We start from the raw sequence: 19,257 nt of genomic DNA, 5'->3' as shown, positions 1-19,257 counted from the left end.
ATATCGGGCGAGAGCGGCGCTACCGCTCTCGAACACCGTCTCTTCGTCAAGATTGTTGGCCAAGCGAATGACGCTAGCACGATCAAGACCGCCTCCTGAAGCTTCTCAAGATGCATCGCTGTCCACGCCAAAGAAGGCCATCGAACTCGGAGCGACCGAAAGTGAGATCGTGGAAGCACTCGGTGTCGCTATCGCCCTGAACACAGGCGCAGCGTTGACCTACTCCGCCCGCGCCTTCGATGAGATCGCATCTCTGGCCAGGACCACGCCCGTCGCCTTCAACCACTTGCGGACAGCTTCTGGCGCAAAATCATCGGCAGGATCCCTCCCGCGCGCAGGATCGCGACTTCCGCAGCCGTCTCTATGGCCGCCACAGTCTCAACTTCCATTCTCTCACCTGCCCGGCTGATCTCGATCAAAACGCTGCAACGGGCCGTAATCGCATCCGATGCGGCATGAACGGTGACCGTGTCTCCCGGTTTCAGATCGATCTGCGACGAGCTCAGACTCTCCGGCAGCTTCAGTGGCAGGACGCCCATGCCGATCAGGTTCCATCGATGAATTCGCTCGAAACTGGAGGCAATGACAGCGCGAACGCCAAGTAAGGCGACACCTTTGGCAGCCCAGTCTCTTGACGACCCCATGCCGTAGCGTTCACCAGCGATGATGACCACCGGAATCCCCTCGGCGCGATAGCTCTCAGCCGCATCCCAGAGCGCCATCGTCCTTTGAGAGGGCGCATGGATTGTCGAGCCGGGCGCCAGATGTTCGCCGAGGCGGTTGCGGACGTTCTTATTGGTGAACAGCCCGCGGATCATCGCCTCCCAGTTTCCCCTGCGGGATGAAAAGACGTTCAAGTCATACGGGTTCTCGCCACGTTCGATCAGATAGCGGCCTGCATCTCCGTTCGCCGCGATCGCTCCCGCCGGCGAAATATGGTCGGTCGTTATATCGTCACCGAGCACCAATATCGGCTGTGCTTCATAGATTCCAAGCCTTGAGCCTTCGCCAATATTGGCAAAGGGAGGTCTTCGAATATAGGTGGAGGCCTCATGCCAGGGAAACAGGGTTGTCGTCGGCGCCGGCAAATCCGCCCATTGCGCACTGTCTTCGGCCGCCTGAAACGCGGGCTCGAAGTCTGTCGGACTGATTGCCAGAGCAAGCGCATCATCGATCTCGGCGCCCGATGGCCAAACATCGGACAGTCGAACTGGTCGGCCGTATAAATCCACTCCGATGGGGTCAGTCAAAATATCGATGTCGACCGTGCCGGCGATCGCGAATGCCACCACCACAGGCGGAGAGCCGAGAAATCCCGCCTCGAGTTGCGGATGCACACGACCCGGGAAATTCCGATTGCCGGAAAGGACGGCGACGGGTAGGACATCGCGCTCCCGCATGGCATCCGAAACGGATGGTGTCAGTGCACCGGAGTTGCCGATACAGGTGGTGCAGCCGTACCCAACGATACCGAAGCCCATCGTTTCGAGATCGTCCAGGAGGCCCGCGCGTCGCAGATATCGTTCCGCCGTCGGCGAACCCGGCGCAAGCGACGTCTTGACCCAGTGCGCGGGCCGAAGACCAAGGGCAGCGGCTTTGCGTGCCAACAGTCCGGCGGCGAGCAGCAATCTAGGGTCGGAGGTATTGGTGCAGCTGGTAATTGCCGCGATTGCGACTGCGCCGTCATTGGGTTGGTCGGGAACGAAGCCAGCGCTTTCGCTCTTGCGCATGCCCGCAATCGCGGCCTGCGTATCGGACAGGGAAATCCGGTCCTGCGGCCTCTGCGGGCCGGCCAGGCTCGGTTCGACGCTGCCAAGATCAAGCTCCACGACGGACGTGAAACTGGGGTTGGCATCGGGATCGAACCACAGTCCGACGCGCTTTGCATAATCTTCGACAAATCGACCGTGATCACGACTGCGGCCGGTCTGCGCCAGATATTCGACGGAGCGGGCATCGACTGGAAAAAATCCTGTGTTGGCGCCGAACTCTGGCGTCATGTTGGCAACGACGGCGCGGTCGCCGGCACTGAGGTTACCAACGCCGGGGCCGAAGAATTCGACGAACCTGTCCTGCAGGTCGATCTTGCGCAGAAGGTGCGTCACGACCAGCGCCAGATCGGTTGCCAGCACGCCTTCCCGCAATGCCCCGGTCAGTTTCACACCAACGACTTCGGGGATCCGAAGACTGACGGGCATGCCAAAGAACACGCTTTCGGCTTCAAGACCCCCGACACCCCATGCGAGCACGCCGATGCCATTGATCATCGGCGTATGACTGTCGGTTCCGATCAGCGTATCGGGGGCCGCCCACCGTGTCCCGTCCCGATCGATCGTTGCCACGATGGTCGCCAGTCGCTCCAGATTGAGCGTGTGCATGATCCCGGTTCCCGGCGGGTGGACTCGGAAACCCGTGAGCGTGTTGGTCGCCCATTTCATGAAACTATAGCGCTCGGCATTGCGCTTGTATTCGCGCTCCATGTTGCGTGAGAACGCGACATCGCTGGCGAAATCATCGACTGCGACGGAATGATCGGTCGAGACGTCCACGGGAATCACCGGGTTGAGTGTAGCGGGGTCCCCGCCCGCTTCTGCCAACGCAGCGCGCATTCCGGCAATGTCGACCAATGCCGGACCGCAGGTGGTGTCATGCATCAGAACCCGGTTTGGAAGAAACGAGATCTCGACATCGCTCGTCCCGGATGCGAGCCAGGCGATCATCGCGTCCTTCGATCGGCCGGCGTCAGCGTCGCCAATCCGCAGGATGTTTTCCATCAGGATCCGATGGATATGCGGCATGCGGTTGAGGTCGCCGCCGATCTCAGCGGGAAGATCGACGATACGATAGGCCGCACCATTAAATTCGAACGTTGTCAGAATGTCCTCCCCATCCGAGCAAGGCCCTAGCCACCGCCGAACAGCGTGCGAAGCTCCGTGACGTTGTCCTGCGAGAGCATGCGGGTTGGCGTGCCACGCAAAGTGACCAGCAACTTCGCCGTCTCTTCCAGTTCTTCGGAGGCATAAACTGCGGAATGGATGTCCTTGCCCGTCACGACTGGTCCGTGATTGGCCAGAAGTACCGCGGCATAGCGGCCTTCAAGCGCCCGGATGAGATCGCCTGCCCGCGGATCGCCAGGCGCGACATAGGGCACGAGTTTGACTTGTCCGACCCGCATGACGACGTAGGGTGTCAGCGGCGGTACGCAGTCGTCAGGGTCGACGTCCGTCATGCAAGAGAGCGCGGTTGCGAAGGTCGAATGAAGGTGGACGACGGCTCCGGCTTGCTTGCGCGTGTCATAAAAGGCCTTGTGGAGGAAGATCTCCTTGGATGGCTTGTCGCCCGAAAGATGGCGTCCGTCCGTGCTGATCTTGCTGATGCGCGCCGGGTCGAGAAATCCCAGGCATGAGTTTGTCGGCGTCATCAGAACGCCGTCTTCGACGGCCGCACTGATATTTCCGGCCGAGCCGACGGAAAATCCGCGCTCAAACAGCGACCGCGACAGGCGCACGATATCTTCGCGGACCTTGTTTTCAGTGTCCATGCGCTGCCATCCTCTGCAAAGCCTTGGTGAAGAAATCGGGCGCGCCGAAATTTCCGGATTTCAGGGCAAGAGCCACCGGCCGATCGCCATGCGAGACCAGAACCGGAACACCGGGATCGATTTCCTGCCCGATCGAGAGCGCCCCGAGATCAAGCGCCGAGACCACGGCGCCCGACGTCTCGCCGCCGGCAACGACAAGGCGCGTGACGCCTTCCGCGACGAGGCGCTTTGCCGTGTCTGCAAACAGTCGATCGAGCTTGTCGGCGACCGCCTCGCGACCATACTGGGCCTGTGACTGCCGGACGCCCTCGGGCGTGGAGGACGAATAGGCCAAGGGCGCCTTGCCCCTGTTGCGCAGCATGAACTCGACAATTGTTTCTGCGTTCGTCTCGCCTGCCATCACCCGGTCGACATCGATCTCAAGGGTTGGATGTTCCGACTTATGTATATCGATCTGGCCTCTGGTTGCGCCCGAGCAACTGCCGGCAAGGATCGCTTCGGGGCCGGCCAGACCGACAGCCTGGGCAGTGGTGCCGGAGGCGAGGCCGCGCCGGATGAAATTGCGTGACAGACCGATCGCGATGCCTGAGCCTCCGGTCAGCAGCCGATCACCGGCCGCGGCACTTCCGATCGCGATCAGGTCTTCATCCGAGATCGCGTCGACGACCACCAGACCGTCGGTTGCGGCATCGAGTGCCGCGCGGATTGCACGTTCACCTTGCCCGACGACGCCGTGCTTGATGATGCCGACCGCGCCTTTCGTCTGATATCCGAGCCAGCGACGGATATCGGGGTCGGACATCGGCGTCAGCGGATGGTTCTGCATGCCGGATTCGCTTAAGAGCCGATCCTGCACGAAAAGATGCCCCATATAGATTGTCCGGCCCGCACCGGGAAACGCCGGGCATACGATAACACCTTTGACGCCGAGGCGCTCTGCAAGCGCTTCTGCGACAGGACCGATATTGCCCTCGCGGGTCGAATCGAATGTCGAGCAATATTTGAAGACGATCTGCTGGCAGCCCTGCTCGAGAAGCCATTCGAGCGCCAGGAGCGATTGCCGTACCGCTTCGGCCGGCGCTATCGAACGTGTCTTCAGGGAAATCACGCCGGCTTCTATGCCAGCTGGCGCCGGATCGGCTGGAACACCCAGAAACTGCGCCGTTCTCAGCCCGCCTTCCGGTGCGATACCCTTGGCGATCGTATTGGCGATGTCGCTCGCCCCGGTAAAATCGTCTGCGATCACGCCCAGAAGCATGCTCCGTCCTCCCAGTCTTTGAATTGTCAGGCGAGCAGGTTGCGCAGTTTGGCAACCGCGGCGTCGGGACTGCTAAATACCGGTGTCGCGGTCACCGTGCGAACCCGCTCGATGGCGCGTGCGGTGGAAAAGTGCGCCAGCATGATCGCGTCGTAGCCGGTCAGAGCGCTTGCTGCCTCCGAGACCAGGCGATTGTGAGTTTCGATGTCGCCGTTGCGGACCGCGTCGATGGCGCCATCGACAAGAAAGCTCTCGATTGTGGCCGACGGGTTCTTGCGTGCCGCCTCCTCATGAAACTCGACCTCCATGCTGCCCTTGGCCGGCGGGAAGGTGTAGAGCATCGCGGTGCGGCCGCCCTGGTCGATCGCGGCCTCGAACATCGCCTCATTCGGTTTCAGAACAGGAACCGGCAATTGGGCCGCCGCCGCCTCGATTGCCGATCCGAACGACGAGCAGGTAAAGAGGATCGCATCGCTGCGTGACTTGATAGCGTATTCGGCGAGCAACAGGATCCTGTTCGCAAGTTCATCGGTGATAGACGGCACATCGGCGCGATCGGGCGAGAGACTGTCTTCGAGGATGTTGATCGTTTGTGCTTCAGGCCAGCCCTTCTCGAAGGAAGCCTTGATGGGGTCGATGGCGATGGAGGTCGCGTGGATAAGGGCGATGCGCGGGGCGGTGGCCATATCAGATCCTGTCGTATGTCAAAAATTGGCGGCCGCCCGGGAGGACAGGCGGCCGCCTTTCGCCGTTACTTTTGCGCGCCGGAAAACACCCACACGCTTTCAGGCGGGATCTGAGCCCAGACTTTCCCGGAAGCCATCTGCTTGGTGCCGTGCGCCTTGGCGACGAAGTCACCGCGACGAAGGCGATATTCCCAGCGATCGCCGAGATAGATGCTGTCGTCGAGATCCATCTCGATACCGTCGGCCGACGGTGTGTCGGTCACCTTGATCTGCTCGACGCGGATGACGGCGCGCGCATCCTGTGCCTGGCCGAGCCCCGCACCTTCCCGGACAGTTCCGTTCAGCGACCAGCCCTGCCCGCCGATTACCGCAACCTTGCCGTCGACGGTCTGGACCTTGGCCTTGACGATGTTGTTGGCGCCAAGAAAGTCGGCCGAATAGAAGCTGTTCGGGTTGGAGTAGATCTCCTGTGGTCCGCCTTGCTGGACGATGCGACCGTCCTGCAGCAGGAGAATATTGTCGGCCGCCGCCAGTGCCTCACTCTGGTCATGCGTAACGAGAATGGCGCAGATTTCCAGATCGAGGATCAGCTTGCGGATCCAATAGCGAGCCTCTTCGCGAAGCTTTGCGTCAAGGTTCGACAAGGGTTCATCGAGGAGGAGAACGCGTGGCTCGTAGACCAGCGCGCGGCAGATGGCGACGCGCTGCTGCTGGCCGCCAGAAAGCTGGGAGGGAAACCGATCGGCGAGATGACCAAGACCCATCCGGTCGAGGATTGCCTGGACCCGCTTGCCGATATCGGCTGCGTCGACACCGCGCAGCTTCAACCCGTAGCCGACGTTTTCCTTGACGGTCCGGTGCGGCCAGAGCGCGTAGCTTTGGAACACCAGGCCGATATTGCGCTGTTCCGGTGGCAGCGCGAGCTTCTTTTCGCCATCGAGTACGGTCTTGCCGCCGATGACGATCGTACCGATTTCTGGCTGTTCCAGTCCCGCGATGCAGCGCAGCAAGGTGGTCTTGCCGCTACCGGATGCGCCGAGTAGGGCGACGATGCTTCCCTTGTGCGCGGTAAACGAGGCGCCCTTTAGGATCTGCAGGCCACCGAGCCATTTCTGGACATTATTGACAACAAGTTCAGTCATGGATTTTAGCTCCAAGTCGAAGGGCAAGCGCTAGGCCCGCACCTGTCAGGACGATGCTGATGAGAGAAAGTGCGGCAATGGTATTCATTGCTCCGGTCTGCAAAAGCGAGACCATGAGGGAGCCAATGACTTCGGTCCCCGCGCCCATGAGATAGACACCCGTCGCGTATTCGCGAAGGAAGATGATCATGATCAGTGCCCAGGCACCGGCAAGACCCGGACGCACGATCGGTATGACCACATCCTTCCACGTCCGGCCAATCGTCGCACCTGTCGTGCGGGCGGACTCTTCAAGCTCAGGGGCAACCTGGATCAGCGTGCCCTGCAGGAGCCGGAGCCCGTAGGAAAGACCGACGACGACATAGGCGACGAACAGGCTGACGAGTGTCGGCCGAAGCGGCGTCAGAAGCGGAACGAACAGGAACACCCAGAAGAAGGCAAGGCCGATGACCAGTCCCGGCAGGGCGCGGGGCAGGAGCACGATATAGTCCAGCACCGTGTTCGAAAGGCCCCAGTTCCGATGGCCGGCAAGACCAACCGCCAGATAGATGGCGACAGCTGCCGCGCCACCGAAGACGGAGAGAATAACCGTGTTGACAATGCCGCGCGACAGGCTCGGGACATCGAGCATTCGGTCGAAGTTGGCGAAGGTAAGCTGATCCCAGAGGTTTACCCCCTCACCCCACGCGTCGACAAATGCGCGCACAGTGATCCCGCCGATTGGAAGCACGACCGACACGAAGAGCCAAAATCCAATGATCGAAAGCGCGATGACCTGGCCGCTGGTGCCGAGCTTCAGCGTCGAAACGCGGGCGCCCTTGCCGCCCATGGCAGCGTATTTCTTGGCGTTGCGAAGGAGCCTGCGCTGCGCGGCCACGAGCGGGAGCGTGATGAGGATCAAGACGACGGCGACGACGGCCATGAGCTGGTAGGTGGGCGTGCCGAAGAGTGTCGTCAGCTTGTAGATGTAGGTGGTCAAAACCATGATGCCGTTCGGGTCGCCGAGCACCAGCGGAATACCGAAGGTCTCGAATCCAAGCAGGATGTTGAGCGAAGCCGCGAAGATCAAAGCGGGCAAAACCATCGGCAAGGTAACGTCTCGTGAGACCTGCCAGATCGACGCGCCGGTCGTGCGAGCCGCCTCCTCAAGGTCGGACGGCAGATTGCGCATGGCAGACGACACATAGAGATAGACATGCGGGACGTGGCTGAGGCCGGCGATCAGGATCATGCCTGGCAGCGAATAGATGTTCCAGGGCACGATGCCGACGATATCGCGGATGAACAGCGACACGAAACCAGTCGGACCGACGGAAACGGTGTAGCCGAAGGCCAGCACGATCGACGAAATGAACATCGGCACGAGCACGAGGATCTCGAGGAGACGCTTGCCTTTGATGTCGGTTCTGGTGATCAGGAACGCCAGAAGGCCGCCGAGCGGCACGGCAATCGCCACCATGCCGAACGAGAAAATCGCCGTGGTGCCGAGCGCCTTGTAGAACGCCTTGTCGGTAAAAACATACCTGTAGGCGTCGAAGCCGAACTGCGCTCTCTTGCTGAAGAACGGAGCCGACAGAAAGCTCTGATAGATGATGAGACCGACGGGAGCCAGAACCGCGATCGCCAATAGTCCGATGACGATGTTGCGGTAGAGGTTGGCGTTGCCATGTCTCGGCATTCTTGCCGGATATTTCTTTTCGGCCGCTTCCTTTGACAGGGGAAGTGCTGCCGGTGCCTGCACATGGGTAGACATATCTGCCTCACACTAGAGAAGAGGAGCTGCGGCGCGATTATACGCGCCGCAGGCGTTAGACCTCAGCGGCCGAGGGCGGCTTTCCAATCGTTGAGGAACTGCACGCGCTTCATCTGGTCCATGTATTCCAAGACACCTTCGTCGACAGCGATCGGCTTCAATCCACCGCCGACGCGTTCGTTCAGCGTCTTGATGTTGAGGCCGGCGGTAACGTCCTCGCGCACGGACGGCAGACCGCTCTCGGCAAGCAGCGACTGGCCTTCCGACGACAGCATGAAGTCGATCAGAAGCTTGGCGGCATTCGGATGCGGTGCATCCTTGGTCTTCATCGCAAGGCGCGAGAAAGCCGGGGTATAATCGGTCGCGAAATGCACGCCGAGATTCGGGCTTTCCTTGACCCATTGAAGTGCGTAGGAGCCAATGATGTTGATCGCGATGACGTTCTCGCCGGAAACCACGGTTTCCTTCATGCCGCCGGAGCTCGAATAGATCTTGGCGCCATCGTCACCCATGGCCTTGGCGAGGTCCCAGAAATCCTTACGATTGCGTGCATCGTTGGAGTGATGCAGGAAGCCCGAACCGCTCTTTTCAGGATCGAACGTCGCGACCTTGCCCTGAAGCGTCGACTTATTGTCCTTCAGGAAGGTAATCATGTCGGCATAGGTTTTTGGAAGCTTATCCTCGGTCAGCGCCTTGGTGTTGTAGATGACACCGATTGGCTCAACCGTCGTGGCATAGAGGGTGTTCTTGTAGTCGGCCCAGGCAGGCAGCTTACCTGCTTCAGGCGACTTGTATTCGTCGGCGTAGCCATCCTGGACAAGCGTCATCTGCAGGTCCATCGCCGAACTCCAGACGACGTCGGCGGTAGTCTGGCCAGCAGCCGCTTCCGAAATCACCTGGTTGTAGGCGCCATTGGTACCCAGATCGTTATAAGCGATCTTAATTCCGTACTTCTTGGTGAAAGCGTCCTGCAGCTTCTGAGATTGGGCGGCATCCGTCGACGTGTATACGGATACTGTTCCTTCCTTCTTGGCGGCATCGATGATGGAGGCGTAGTCTGCGGGATATCCTGCCGGGACCTCCTGCGCGAAAGCGACAGACGTCATGAGCGACAGCACGGCGGCGGCCGCAAGTCCTTTCGAGGAAATATACGAATTCATGTCTCTTCTCCCAAAATGCCCAGTCTCCTCCGGGCGATAACTCCGAGGGCGCACAACGCGCCCCCGAACCTTTGATTGGCTTCAATCAGCCAGAAAACCAGATCAGGCGTTAGCGACCTTCCTTTCGGTCGAGCCCGTGCCGATTGCCTGTGCCACGAGCGAGCCGAAGGCATCGGTGTTGACGTTGCCGCCAAGGTCACGCGTACGGCTGGCCGGATTTGCCAGCACCTCATCGACAGCGCGCTCGATTTCGGCGCCGGCTGCTTCGAAGTTCGGCAGGCCACGCTGTTCGCCGAGCCAGCTCAGCATCATCGCCGCCGACAGGATGAGCGAGGTCGGGTTTGCGATGTTCTGGTTCTGGATGTCGGGTGCAGAGCCGTGCTGCGCCTGGGCGCACACGAGGCCGAGCTCGGCATTGGCGTTAATGGAACCGGCAAGGCCGAGACTTCCAGACAGTTCGCTTGCGAGGTCAGACAGAATGTCCGCATAGAAGTTGGTTGTCACGATCACGTCGAAGCGCGAGGGGTCGCGAACGAGATGCGCGGCCATGGCATCGATGATGAAATCGTTGAGCTTCACTTCCGGAAACTCTTCAGCGACCTTGCGCACCTGCTTCATGAACAGGCCGTCGGTCAGGATGAAATTGTTGGCCTTGTGAACCGCAGTCACCCGCTTGTCGCGCTTCATCGCGAGCAGGAATGCCTGGCGAGCGATGCGTTCGCAGGCCTTTGCGGTGATCTTGCGCACCGAAAGCGCCACATCTTCAGTTGGCATGAACTCGCCGGTTCCCGCCACCATGTTGCGGTCCGGGTAAAAGCCTTCGGTTGCCTCGCGCATGATCACGAGGTCCATCGTCTTCGAATTGTTCAGGAACGAGCGCGAGCGTGCCGGGCGAACGTTCGCGTAGAGGTCGAGCTTGACGCGGAAGCCCGCCGACACATTGACGCCACCCTTGTCGCGCGCCGGGTAGTCCATGTGCGACTGCGGTCCAAGGATGATTCCGTCATAACCGCGAGCCCGCTCGATGACCTCGTCGCGCAGCGTCGTGCCGAACTTCTCAAGGCTCGTGAAACCGGTGTCTTCGTAGTCAAAGGTCAGGTCCAGGCCGAACGCCTTATCCGTCGCCTGGAGCACTTCCATTGTCGCAGCGGTGATTTCCGGACCGATGCCGTCGCACGGCGTAACCATGATTCTCATTGAATTGATCTCCCTAGAGACGGCGGATGTCCGTCGTCGTCATCACGCGCACAGATTGGCTTTTTATAGATTGAAATGCAATATTGAATCTGCAGCCACACTCAAGTTTTTTTGGTGCGTATTCCGCGACAGATCGGCGCGGCATTTCCCTCCCCGACCGCCGGTCGCGGCGGTCGGGTACCTGTTTATCGACCTGCCAGCCTGGGATCCCGGTTCACAGACGTCCTACACGCTCGCGCTTTTCGTAACACTTACATGCTCGACCAGAGGCGGCGCGGCAAAGAAGCCACCTGCGGCCGCCCGCCACTTCTGGAAATCGTCCGAACCCCGGAAGACCACCATATGATCTTCAAGCGTTTCCCAGTCGACCACGAGATAGTAGGTGGCCGGCTCTTCGATCGACCGTTCGAACCGCACGCCTTTGCAGCCCTTTGCCGCCAGAAACAGCGGAGCAACGTCTTCAAAGATATCGCCAAACGCGTCGGCCAGTTCGGGCTTGATGGAAAGTCTTGCGCGCTCGATAATCATGGCGTCTTCTTTCCATGTTCCGCATCAATGGTGCGCGTTTCGCCGCTGGCGATCATCGTGCGGGTGGCATCGACTGAGGCGTAGGTCCAGAAGATGCGCATCGGTTCGCTGTCCGAGGCATTGATGAACCTGTGCGGTACGTCGGCCGGAATCCAGGTCGTATCGTTTGCTTGCAGTCTGTGCTGCACACCGTCGATCTCGGCAATCGCGGTGCCATCGAGCACCATGACGCTTTCTTCGCAATTGTGCTTGTGAAGACCGATCGCCGCCCCGGGATCGAATGCCGTGATGCCGTTGATCATGCTGGTCGAACCACAACCGCGGGTGACCAGCGGCGTCGTGCGGGCGCCGCCGCCGCGGTCATTGGTTTTCAGTTCCTTTGGTCGAAGAATAGCTGCCTGTGTCATACCGCTCTCACTTCACTGCCTTCGCGGGTCCGATCCAGACTGTCTTGATGTTGACGAACTCGCGGATGCCATAGACGCCGAGTTCCCGGCCATAGCCCGATCGCTTGATCCCGCCGAATGGGTAGCGGGGGTCGGATGCGACCATGCCGTTGATGAACACGGCACCTGCATCGATCTGGCGGGAAAGCGTCTTGGCGCGCGCGATGTCGCGCGTCCACAGTGCCGCTCCAAGACCAAATTCGGTATCGTTCGCCATCGCGATCGCCTCGACCGCATCTTTCACGCGGATGATGGCCGCCACGGGACCGAATGTTTCTTCACGGAACGCGGTCATGTCGGGGCGAACATTGTCGATGACGGTCGGCGGGTAGAAAAAGCCATCGCCTTCCACCGGCTTGCCGCCGAGTTTCAGCACGCCACCGGCTTTGACTGTCGCTTCCACCTGGCGATGAAGCGTGGCGCGCAGGTTCTCCCGCGCCATCGGGCCGATATTCGTATCCCGTTCCATCGGATCGCCAATCTTCAGCGCCTTGGCGGCCTCACAGAACAATTCGACGAAGCGATCGGCCACGCTCTCCTCGACAATGAAGCGCTTGGCGTTGACGCAGGACTGACCGACATTGATGTAGCGCGCCTTGACCGCAACGGTTGCTGCCTGTTCGAGGTCGGCATCGGCGAGAACGATGAACGGATCCGAGCCGCCGAGTTCAAGCACCTGCTTTTTCAGCGCCTGGCCGGCCTGGCTTGCAACGATGGCGCCGACCTCGGTCGATCCGGTCAGGGTGACGGCCGCAATCCGATCGTCGGCGATCAGTCCGGCGACCTTGGAGGCGTCGATCAGGATGGTCGAGAACAGACCGGACGGGCAGCCGGCCTTTTCCATGACGTCTCGAATTGCCAGCGCGCATTCGGGAACATTGTTGGCATGCTTGAGGATCGCGCCGTTGCCCGCAGCAAGAGCGGGAGCTGCGAACCGGAAGAACTGCCAGAACGGATAGTTCCACGGCATGATGGCGAGCACCACCCCAAGGGGGTCGAAGGCGACGACACTCTCGCTCGCGTTCGAGGGAACCTCTTCATCGGCAAGATAGCCGGCGGCGTGCTCGGCGTAGAAATCGCAGTTATAGGCACATTTTTCGATTTCTGCCTCTGACTCGGCGATGGGCTTGCCCATCTCCCTGGTCGTCATTTCGGCCAGCCTGTGTTTTTCTTCGCGCAGAACACGCGCCATCGACTTCAGGAGGGTGACCCGTTCGCTGACGGGCACCTTCTTCCATAGCGCCTGGGCCTTGACGGCCGCAGTCAGAGCCTGTTCGACCTCGGCCTCCGTGTGGAGTTCGAAGGTCGCAAGCTGTTTACCGTTTGTCGGGTTGACGGACGAGATCATTGTTCTCTCACTTTTCCTGGATCACGCTGCATGGGTAGTGGAGCAAACGCGCTCGAGCGCATCGCAAACCGCGTTCGTAAAGACGTCGGTCGTCGCGGTCCCACCGATGTCGCGGGTGCGAACGGACGGATTGTCGAGCGCTGTCTCGACGGCTTGTTCAATGGCTGCGGCCGCCTGGGTCAGGCGAAAATTGCCATCGCGCCGGCCCCTCCAGTCGAGAAGCATCGCGGCGGACAGAATGAGCGAGGCCGGATTGGCGACATTCTGGCCAGCGATGTCAGGCGCCGAACCATGTTGGGCCTGTGCGACGCAGATCTCATCGCCCGCATTGATCGAACCGCCGAGCCCAAGGCTGCCGCACAGTTCCGATGCCTCGTCGGAGAGGATGTCGCCGAACATGTTCGTGGTGACCATGACGTCGAAGCTGTCAGGCCGACGGATCAGCAGCGCGGCTGCGGCATCGACAATCAGCTCCTCAAGTTCGACATCCGGGTAGTCCTGCGCCACCTTGCGGACTTCGCGAAGGAACAGGCCGTCCGACAGTTTCACCACATTGGCCTTGTGAACCGCGGTCACCTTCTTGCGACGGCCCCTTGCGATTTCGAATGCAGCACGCGCGACACGCGCCGATCCCTTTGCGGTGATCTTGCGAATGGAAAGCGCCAGATCCGGATCGGGCATGAACTCGCCCGAGCCGGCAAACATGTTACGGTCGGAGTAGAACCCTTCCGTGTTCTCGCGAACGAGGATGAGGTCCATCGGCTTGCGAAGCACGGTCAGTTCCGGCCGCGAGCGGCAAGGACGCACATTCGCGTAGAGTTCGAAGACGACGCGTAGCTCACCGGACGGATTGATGCCGCCCTTGTCACGGGTTGGATAGTCATAGTGCGATACCGGTCCGAGAATGACACCGTCCGAGGCGGGGATCGCTTTCATGACCTTTTCAGGAAGGGTCGTGCCCTCGGCGGCAAGCGAGGCCAGTCCGATATCCTGGCTTTCAAATTCGAGGTTGAGCGAGAGTGTGCGATCTGCGACGCGCAGCACCTGCAGGGTCGCTTCAGTAATCTCCGGACCGATACCGTCGCCTGGGAGTACGAGAATTTTCATGGTGGGGGCTTCCATTGTCAGTTGAGGGTTAGTGCAGGGTGGCCATGGCCAGAAGTGCCAGCGTCACGGTGATGCCGCCGCCGATGCGGGTCGCGATCTGTGCAAAAGGCATCAATCGCATACGATTGCTTGCGGAAAGGATCGCAATGTCGCCGGCTCCGCCCATGCCGCTGTGGCATCCGGTGACGATGGCACTCTCGACAGGATGCAGGTTGACAAAGCGCGCGGTGATGAAGCCGGTGACGACCATCGCCGTGACTGTCGCCATGATCGTGATGAGATTTGCGGGCGCAAAACCGGCAACCAGCTTGTCCCATGGCGTCAGCACGACGCCGAATGCAAACAGCATCGGATAGGCAACTGCGGTCAGGCAGAATTTGTAGACGGTGTAGGATCCGGTTTGCAGGCGCGGCGAGACGCCATGGGCAAGCTTCAGCATCACCGCGAGGAACAGCATGACGACCGGGGCCGGGAAACCGAGCAGTTTGAAGGCGAGAACGCCCGTCAGGTAGAGCGTTACCGCAGTCATCGCGGCGGCTGCGATATTCTGCACGTTGCCGTCCGTCTTGCCGCTGTCGAGAAGCACAATACCTTCGTCGTTGTTGTTGGGCTGGAGAACACCGTTGCCCGTCAGAGCCGGATAGCGCTTGCCGAGTGAATTGAGGGCACCCGCTAGTATGATTGCTGTCAGATTGCCGACAAGGATCGCCGGCAGGAGCTGGGCAAGGATGGCGCCGTGGTCTTGTCCCGTGATCCCGGCATAACCGAGCGAGAGGGGAATTGCGCCTTCGCCCACGCCGCCGGCCATAATCGGAACGACGATGTTGAACAAGGTGTGCTGCGCGCCGAGCCCCAAGGAGGTGCCGACGGTGACGCCGACCAGAGCGGCAACGAGCGACCCCGCGGCCAGGGGAACGAAGATTTTGGCAAATCCCTTGATCAGCGTATCGCGGTCCATGCTGAGGATGGAGCCCACGATGACGGCGGCGATAAAGAGACTGAGCACGTTGGTGGATTTGAAGAAGTCGCTGACGACCGAGACAGCCTGGGGTGGGATCCACCCCTTGTAGGCGAGATAAGAGGGAACGAAGGTGACGAGCACAGCGCCCCCGCCGATGTTGCGGATGACAGGTGCGTTGTTGCCGATCGCACCAAGGGTGAAGGCAAAACTCGCCATGATGCCGATGACCATGGCGATCTCGCCATTGATCAGACCTTGCCACACGAAGATCGCCAGCAGGCAAACCAGAAGTACGTAGACTGGCAAGGGTATGATGCCGACATCGATGTCCATAAGGCGCCACCAGCGCTCGCGGCGCCCGGGACGCTCGGTCGGCTCTTTTGCTATTGCCCCTTGGGCCGGATGATAAGTCATGGTGTCCTCCCCTCGGTCGACGATGCGACCTGAGATGTTTTAGAATTCGAACAGGGTCTTGGCATTCTCGACGAGGATCTTGCGGTAGAGCTCAGCGTCGCCAAGCCAACCAAACAGCCGATCGAGGTCGGCGCCGTCGTCGATCTCACGGAAAGGTTCGATTACATTGACGTCGCGCGTGGCGCGCTCGCGGCCACCGCCGGTATGCGGCCAGTCCGACGCCCAGACGAGACGATCGGGATTGGCCTCGATAAGAGCCTCGACGAATGGACGAAGATCTTCCGCGGACGTCGCGGCGGCCACGCGATAGGGCGCCGACAATTTTACCCAGACATGGCCGTCACGGACCATCTGAAGAAGCGCCTGAAAATCATCTCCGCCGACGCCTGCTGTGGTGTTCAGGGCAGCGAAATGATCAAGAACGACATCGACGGCGATCTCCTCGATGAGCGGCCTTAGGCGTGCGCAATCCGAAAGGTTCAGGAAGAGCTGCACCTTCATCGAATGGGCAGCCGCCCTGCCCGAGGTGCTGCGCAGCATATCGGGGGGCGATCTGCGTATTGTTCCAGGTGCCGCCTCGAAATTGACCCTGAGCGCCTTCACGCCGGCCTGGCCGAGTATGGCAATGGTCTCGTCAGTCGCGCTGTCCGGATCGACGACCGCCACGCCTCTGGCTGCATCGCCGAAATGCGCCAGGGCGTCCAGCAGGCAGGAATTGTCGGTTCCGTAAACGCTCGGCTGGACGAGAACCACCCTCTCAGTGCCGATCGAATGCATAAACGCGGCCAGGTCCCGACAGGTCGCTCGACCCGGGGTGTAAGCGCGGCCTGACGCATAGGCGAACCGCTCGGGGTCGAACACATGCACATGGCTATCGCATGCCAGCGGCATCGCGACTGACGGCCTATGAAAGGCTTTATGTTGAGTAAAATCCAATCCCGGCTCCTCCAAAGCTGGGCAGACCATACATTCGTTTTGGTATTTTGCAATCTAAAAAAACCATCATTTGACGCGATGGTGGTTTTAATCCAGCGTGAAATCTGCTTATGTGCCTGAACGGCAAGGAAAAACCGGAGCGACCGAGATCTCGTGAATTCAACGCCTTTAATCAATCATCTTGCGTCCAAGATCGTCGAATATGTGCGCGCGCACGACGAGCCGAACGGCATGCGTCTGGTGGAGCGCAAGCTCGCCGAGCATTTGAAGGTGTCCCGATCGCCGGTGCGCAGTGCACTAAAGATCCTTGAGGAACAGGGTCTTGTGAAAACGGCCGAAACCGGTGGCTTCTATGTCGACTGGGATGGTCGGACTGTTCCCGCAAGCCTGACGGAGCCGCGATCCGACGACGACGACGACGCCTATATGAAGATTGCCAGTGACCGGCTTTCCGGCAATCTTCCGGACAAGGTCACGGAAAGCGAGCTCGCGCGGCGATACGGGTTGACCAAAGCCCATCTCGGGCGGGTTCTCAGGCGGATCGCGGGAGAAGGCTGGATCGATCGCCTTCCGGGCCACGGTTGGGAATTCCTGCCGATGCTCACCTCGATGCAGGCCTACAAGGACAGCTATCGCTTCCGGCTGACAATCGAGCCGGCGGCAATTCTCGAGCCGACATTCGTCCTCAACCGCTCATCGCTTGAAGATTGTCGCCAGCATCAGCAGCGCCTGATCGACGGCGAGATCTGGGACGTCTCCAATCCTGATCTGTTCGACATCAACAGCCGGCTGCACGAAGCAATCATCGAATGCAGTCACAACCTGTTCTTCATCGAATCCTTGAAGCGGATCGACAGGCTGCGCCGGCTGATCGAATATCGCCAATCGCTCAATCGCAAATATGCGATCGTCAGGTGTCGCGAACACGTACGGCTTGCCGATCTGCTGCTGCAGGGGCGGATGGTCGAGGCGTCCGAGTTCATGACGAACCACCTCTCTTCCGTCAGCGTGATGAAGACCGTGGCCGATTAGGTGGCGTCACTGCTCTTGCTCTTCCTTCACCTGGCGCGTCGCCCCGGCTTCTTTAGACCACAGCAAGGGGGATTTCCTCGAAAGCGCACCACCGAGATGGCGTCTCATCGCATAAGAGGCCTCCACAATCTCTCCCTTCTCGAGCAGGGTCAGGATCGCAAGGTGGTCCTGACATTGGACCATCAGGCGATCACGGTCGACCTTCGAGCGGTATTCGAGGAGGCGCCGCATTCGGTTCACGCGAACGAGCGAAATGTAAAAGAACGGGTTGCCGGAAAGTTTGATCAGCTCTTCATGAAAAAGGGAGCCGTTGTGCAGCAGCCGCTCGGCCGGCAAGCTGGAGATGTCGGTCGCCAGCATCCGCTCCTGAATGCGCCGCTGCTCGTCTATGATCTTGCGATCGAGCATGAAGGTCGGCTCGAGCATGGCGGCCGGCTCGATAAGCATTCGAAACCGGTAAATCTGCTCAAAGGATTCCGGCGTCTTCGCAACTGGCAGGAAGCGCCAGCCATAGCCTTGCTTTGGCTCGGCCCAGCCCTCGCGCGATGCTCGCATGAGAATATCTGAGAGCTGGGTCTTCGTCAGCCCGTATCGCTCGCGAAGCATCTGCTCTGTCACGTCGGCCGGGATCCGGTCGGTCAGCCAATCCTCTGAGAGACGATGATAGTCACTCATCGGCTCAGGAAGCGGTTCGTCAGGATCCTTCTGCGCCTCGGGCGCGATACCGGACTTGACGAAGAAGCCCCGATTGGGCTTCTGTTCGAGCAACCCCTGATCGTTGAGCATCTGCATCGCCTCGCGCACCGGCGAGCGAGAGACCCCGAAACGGTCCGCCAAGCCCTGCGTACTCAGATGTGCATCCACCTGCAACTCGCCGGTTCGGATCAGTTCGCCAATTTCCCTTGCGATGTTCGTGGCTAGCTGGCTTACGCGCATTCCAGGATATGCTCTCGATAGTGTTCCTCGGTGACGGTCATACGTCAATTTGCGCCGTTGTTAAACAGCCCTTGGTGGCGCTACATCGGCATGAGCCATCCCGACCGCATCGAAAGCCGCCCGAACCGTTCCATCGGCTTTGAGCGCCTCAATCATTCGAGAAGCAGCGGCAAGCGCGTGTGGGTGACCCAAAGGCACGACGATCGCGGTCCCGGCCTCATGAAAATGTCCGGCCACGGCGTGAGCGCCGGGCATGTTGGCGACAGCACTCAAGATCGATTCCTTGCCTAGCGCCAGCGCGTCGATCTGCCGAGATTTGAACAGGCTCATCGCCACTTCCAGCGATGACGTCGCGCTCAGTTGCGCGCGTTTGAGGAAACGTGCTGCACTTCGATAGGTCGCGGTGCCCGTGATGCCGGCGACGTTCACCCCCTCGCGATCGACGTCATCAACCGACTGAAACTCATCCGACCTGGTCATGAAAGTGCTGACGCCGATATAATAGTCGGGACCCACCGACAGTTTGCTGCGCCGATCGTCGTCGATCGGTACGAAGGAAAGGGACCAAAGGCCGGACGATGCTTTCTCGACGATATCGCCGGAGCTTTCGAATTCCACGAGTGCCAAGCCAAGCCCAGTCTTGTCGGCGATTGCCTTGGCAAGAGAGACTGCGACACCTTCAGGTTTTCCGGTATCGGGGTTTCGAACGCACCAGACGGCCGACGTTGCGGGACCAACCGCGACTGCGACGCGCAACGCGCCGTCGGGTGCTAGCTCGCCTGCTTCTTCGCGAGACAATTCGAAAACCATGG

General features: G+C 60.1%; 17 protein-coding genes and 1 pseudogene. 2 read left to right on the top strand and 16 right to left on the bottom strand.

The genetic code is table 11. From position 1 onward, the window contains the following. Positions 1-130: 130 nt before the first annotated feature. Positions 131-232, top strand: a pseudogene (locus tag ABOK31_RS34710) (carboxymuconolactone decarboxylase family protein); the annotation flags it as partial. Between the two features lie 46 nt (positions 233-278). On the opposite strand, the gene acnA reads toward ABOK31_RS34710, so the two are convergent. From acnA to ABOK31_RS34640, 14 genes are all read right to left on the bottom strand, one after another. Then, positions 279-2,879 (bottom strand): aconitate hydratase AcnA, encoded by a 2,601-nt coding sequence (gene acnA / locus ABOK31_RS34705; RefSeq protein ID WP_349963301.1) that lies wholly within the window; start codon positions 2,877-2,879, stop codon positions 279-281. A gap of 23 nt (positions 2,880-2,902) precedes the next feature. Next, on the bottom strand, positions 2,903-3,541 hold the full coding sequence (gene otnC, locus ABOK31_RS34700) for a 3-oxo-tetronate 4-phosphate decarboxylase (protein WP_349963226.1): 639 nt from the start codon (positions 3,539-3,541) through the stop codon (positions 2,903-2,905). After that, positions 3,531-4,799, bottom strand: coding sequence for a 3-oxo-tetronate kinase (otnK, locus tag ABOK31_RS34695; RefSeq protein ID WP_349963225.1), 1,269 nt, complete (start codon positions 4,797-4,799; stop codon positions 3,531-3,533). The genes otnC and otnK overlap by 11 nt, the downstream gene beginning before the upstream one ends. A gap of 26 nt (positions 4,800-4,825) precedes the next feature. Continuing rightward, positions 4,826-5,485 carry an aspartate/glutamate racemase family protein gene (locus tag ABOK31_RS34690; protein ID WP_349963224.1) on the bottom strand — a complete coding sequence of 220 codons (660 nt, stop codon included), beginning with the start codon at positions 5,483-5,485 and terminating at the stop codon, positions 4,826-4,828. A 65-nt stretch (positions 5,486-5,550) separates the two neighbouring features. Then, the gene (locus ABOK31_RS34685) at positions 5,551-6,627 is read right to left on the bottom strand and encodes an ABC transporter ATP-binding protein (protein WP_349963223.1); all 1,077 of its coding nucleotides are present in this window, start codon (positions 6,625-6,627) and stop codon (positions 5,551-5,553) included. Further along, a complete protein-coding gene (locus tag ABOK31_RS34680; protein WP_349963222.1) occupies positions 6,620-8,380 on the bottom strand; it encodes an iron ABC transporter permease in 1,761 nt (586 codons plus the stop codon). Before ABOK31_RS34680 ends, ABOK31_RS34685 begins: the two co-directional genes overlap by 8 nt. Positions 8,381-8,442: 62 nt before the next feature. Then, positions 8,443-9,540, bottom strand: coding sequence for an ABC transporter substrate-binding protein (locus ABOK31_RS34675; RefSeq protein WP_349963221.1), 1,098 nt, complete (start codon positions 9,538-9,540; stop codon positions 8,443-8,445). A 102-nt stretch (positions 9,541-9,642) separates the two neighbouring features. Continuing rightward, on the bottom strand, positions 9,643-10,737 hold the full coding sequence (locus tag ABOK31_RS34670) for an isocitrate/isopropylmalate dehydrogenase family protein (RefSeq protein WP_349963220.1): 1,095 nt from the start codon (positions 10,735-10,737) through the stop codon (positions 9,643-9,645). A 225-nt stretch (positions 10,738-10,962) separates the two neighbouring features. Further along, on the bottom strand, positions 10,963-11,265 hold the full coding sequence (locus ABOK31_RS34665; RefSeq protein ID WP_349963219.1) for an antibiotic biosynthesis monooxygenase family protein: 303 nt from the start codon (positions 11,263-11,265) through the stop codon (positions 10,963-10,965). Next, entirely contained in the window at positions 11,262-11,672 is a 411-nt protein-coding gene (locus ABOK31_RS34660; RefSeq protein ID WP_349963218.1) for a cupin domain-containing protein, read from the bottom strand. Before ABOK31_RS34660 ends, ABOK31_RS34665 begins: the two co-directional genes overlap by 4 nt. 7 nt (positions 11,673-11,679) lie before the next feature. Then, complete coding sequence (locus ABOK31_RS34655; protein ID WP_349963217.1) at positions 11,680-13,059, bottom strand: NAD-dependent succinate-semialdehyde dehydrogenase; 1,380 nt, start codon at positions 13,057-13,059, stop codon at positions 11,680-11,682. Between the two features lie 21 nt (positions 13,060-13,080). Beyond that, the gene (locus ABOK31_RS34650) at positions 13,081-14,166 is read right to left on the bottom strand and encodes an isocitrate/isopropylmalate dehydrogenase family protein (RefSeq protein ID WP_349963216.1); all 1,086 of its coding nucleotides are present in this window, start codon (positions 14,164-14,166) and stop codon (positions 13,081-13,083) included. A gap of 28 nt (positions 14,167-14,194) precedes the next feature. Continuing rightward, a complete protein-coding gene (locus tag ABOK31_RS34645; RefSeq protein WP_349963215.1) occupies positions 14,195-15,541 on the bottom strand; it encodes a 2-hydroxycarboxylate transporter family protein in 1,347 nt (448 codons plus the stop codon). A gap of 39 nt (positions 15,542-15,580) precedes the next feature. Next, positions 15,581-16,432: an amidohydrolase family protein gene (locus ABOK31_RS34640; RefSeq protein WP_349963300.1), complete on the bottom strand. Its 852-nt coding sequence runs from the start codon at positions 16,430-16,432 to the stop codon at positions 15,581-15,583. 198 nt (positions 16,433-16,630) lie between these two features. Between ABOK31_RS34640 and ABOK31_RS34635 the strand changes: the two genes are divergently transcribed. Beyond that, positions 16,631-17,509, top strand: a complete 879-nt coding sequence (locus tag ABOK31_RS34635; protein WP_349963214.1) for a GntR family transcriptional regulator — start codon at positions 16,631-16,633, stop codon at positions 17,507-17,509. A 6-nt stretch (positions 17,510-17,515) separates the two neighbouring features. Here ABOK31_RS34635 and ABOK31_RS34630 read toward each other — a convergent pair whose 3' ends face one another. Then, a complete protein-coding gene (locus tag ABOK31_RS34630; RefSeq protein WP_349963213.1) occupies positions 17,516-18,445 on the bottom strand; it encodes a GntR family transcriptional regulator in 930 nt (309 codons plus the stop codon). 60 nt (positions 18,446-18,505) lie between these two features. Then, a complete protein-coding gene (locus ABOK31_RS34625; RefSeq protein WP_349963212.1) occupies positions 18,506-19,255 on the bottom strand; it encodes a transporter substrate-binding domain-containing protein in 750 nt (249 codons plus the stop codon). Positions 19,256-19,257 lie beyond the last annotated feature (2 nt).

Origin of the sequence: Rhizobium sp. ZPR4 (assembly GCF_040215725.1) — a bacterium.
Classification (GTDB): Bacteria; Pseudomonadota; Alphaproteobacteria; order Rhizobiales; family Rhizobiaceae; genus Rhizobium; species Rhizobium rhizogenes_D.
This window is presented reverse-complemented; position numbering and strand designations above follow the sequence as displayed.

What these genes read in the sequence shown, in the direction of transcription:
- otnC (WP_349963226.1), bottom strand. Translation starts at nt 3,541, where the DNA reads ATGGACACTGAAAACAAGGTCCGCGAAGATATCGTGCGCCTGTCGCGG.
- otnK (WP_349963225.1), bottom strand. Translation starts at nt 4,799, where the DNA reads ATGCTTCTGGGCGTGATCGCAGACGATTTTACCGGGGCGAGCGACATC.
- ABOK31_RS34690 (WP_349963224.1), bottom strand. Translation starts at nt 5,485, where the DNA reads ATGGCCACCGCCCCGCGCATCGCCCTTATCCACGCGACCTCCATCGCC.
- ABOK31_RS34685 (WP_349963223.1), bottom strand. Translation starts at nt 6,627, where the DNA reads ATGACTGAACTTGTTGTCAATAATGTCCAGAAATGGCTCGGTGGCCTG.
- ABOK31_RS34680 (WP_349963222.1), bottom strand. Translation starts at nt 8,380, where the DNA reads ATGTCTACCCATGTGCAGGCACCGGCAGCACTTCCCCTGTCAAAGGAA.
- ABOK31_RS34675 (WP_349963221.1), bottom strand. Translation starts at nt 9,540, where the DNA reads ATGAATTCGTATATTTCCTCGAAAGGACTTGCGGCCGCCGCCGTGCTG.
- ABOK31_RS34670 (WP_349963220.1), bottom strand. Translation starts at nt 10,737, where the DNA reads ATGAGAATCATGGTTACGCCGTGCGACGGCATCGGTCCGGAAATCACC.
- ABOK31_RS34665 (WP_349963219.1), bottom strand. Translation starts at nt 11,265, where the DNA reads ATGATTATCGAGCGCGCAAGACTTTCCATCAAGCCCGAACTGGCCGAC.
- ABOK31_RS34660 (WP_349963218.1), bottom strand. Translation starts at nt 11,672, where the DNA reads ATGACACAGGCAGCTATTCTTCGACCAAAGGAACTGAAAACCAATGAC.
- ABOK31_RS34655 (WP_349963217.1), bottom strand. Translation starts at nt 13,059, where the DNA reads ATGATCTCGTCCGTCAACCCGACAAACGGTAAACAGCTTGCGACCTTC.
- ABOK31_RS34650 (WP_349963216.1), bottom strand. Translation starts at nt 14,166, where the DNA reads ATGAAAATTCTCGTACTCCCAGGCGACGGTATCGGTCCGGAGATTACT.
- ABOK31_RS34645 (WP_349963215.1), bottom strand. Translation starts at nt 15,541, where the DNA reads ATGACTTATCATCCGGCCCAAGGGGCAATAGCAAAAGAGCCGACCGAG.
- ABOK31_RS34640 (WP_349963300.1), bottom strand. Translation starts at nt 16,432, where the DNA reads ATGCCGCTGGCATGCGATAGCCATGTGCATGTGTTCGACCCCGAGCGG.
- ABOK31_RS34630 (WP_349963213.1), bottom strand. Translation starts at nt 18,445, where the DNA reads ATGCGCGTAAGCCAGCTAGCCACGAACATCGCAAGGGAAATTGGCGAA.
- ABOK31_RS34625 (WP_349963212.1), bottom strand. Translation starts at nt 19,255, where the DNA reads ATGGTTTTCGAATTGTCTCGCGAAGAAGCAGGCGAGCTAGCACCCGAC.